This window comes from Neisseria sp. P0021.S007 (assembly GCF_051956855.1).
Map to the genome: position 1 here is coordinate 1 of NZ_JBQCXA010000568.1, position 674 is coordinate 674.

Below are 674 nucleotides of genomic sequence, written 5' to 3' on the forward strand. Positions count from 1 at the left end.
ATACGCGACACGCACAACGCGCATCCCGAAGGCACAGTCGTTGCCTATAAAGACAATTCATCCGTGATTGAAGGCGCGAAAATCGAGCGCCTCTATCCAAATGCGGCGGAAAACCAAGGCTACCGTTTCCACGAAGAAGACACCCATATCATCATGAAAGTGGAAACACACAACCACCCAACCGCCATCGCGCCGTTTGCCGGTGCGGCAACGGGTGCGGGCGGTGAAATCCGCGACGAAGGCGCAACAGGCAAAGGCTCACGTCCAAAAGCAGGCTTGACCGGCTTTACCGTCTCCAACCTGAATATTCCGGGCCTAGAGCAGCCTTGGGAACAAGCCTACGGCAAACCCGGCCATATTGCTTCTCCTTTAGACATCATGATTGAAGGCCCGATTGGCGGCGCAGCGTTCAACAACGAATTCGGCCGCCCGAACCTCTTGGGCTACTTCCGCACCTTTGAAGAAAAGTTTGACGGACACGTTCGCGGCTATCACAAACCGATTATGATTGCAGGCGGTTTGGGCAGCATTCCGGCCCAGCAGACGCATAAAGACGAAATCCCTGAAGGCGCATTGCTGATCCAACTGGGCGGCCCGGGCATGCTTATCGGCTTGGGTGGCGGCGCGGCTTCTTCGATGGATACCGGCACAAACGACGCTTCTTTGGACTTCAA

General features: G+C 55.8%; 1 pseudogene. It reads left to right on the plus strand.

The features are described 5' to 3' along the window. Window positions 1-674 (plus strand): annotated as a pseudogene (locus tag ACTHUR_RS14670) (phosphoribosylformylglycinamidine synthase); the annotation flags it as partial.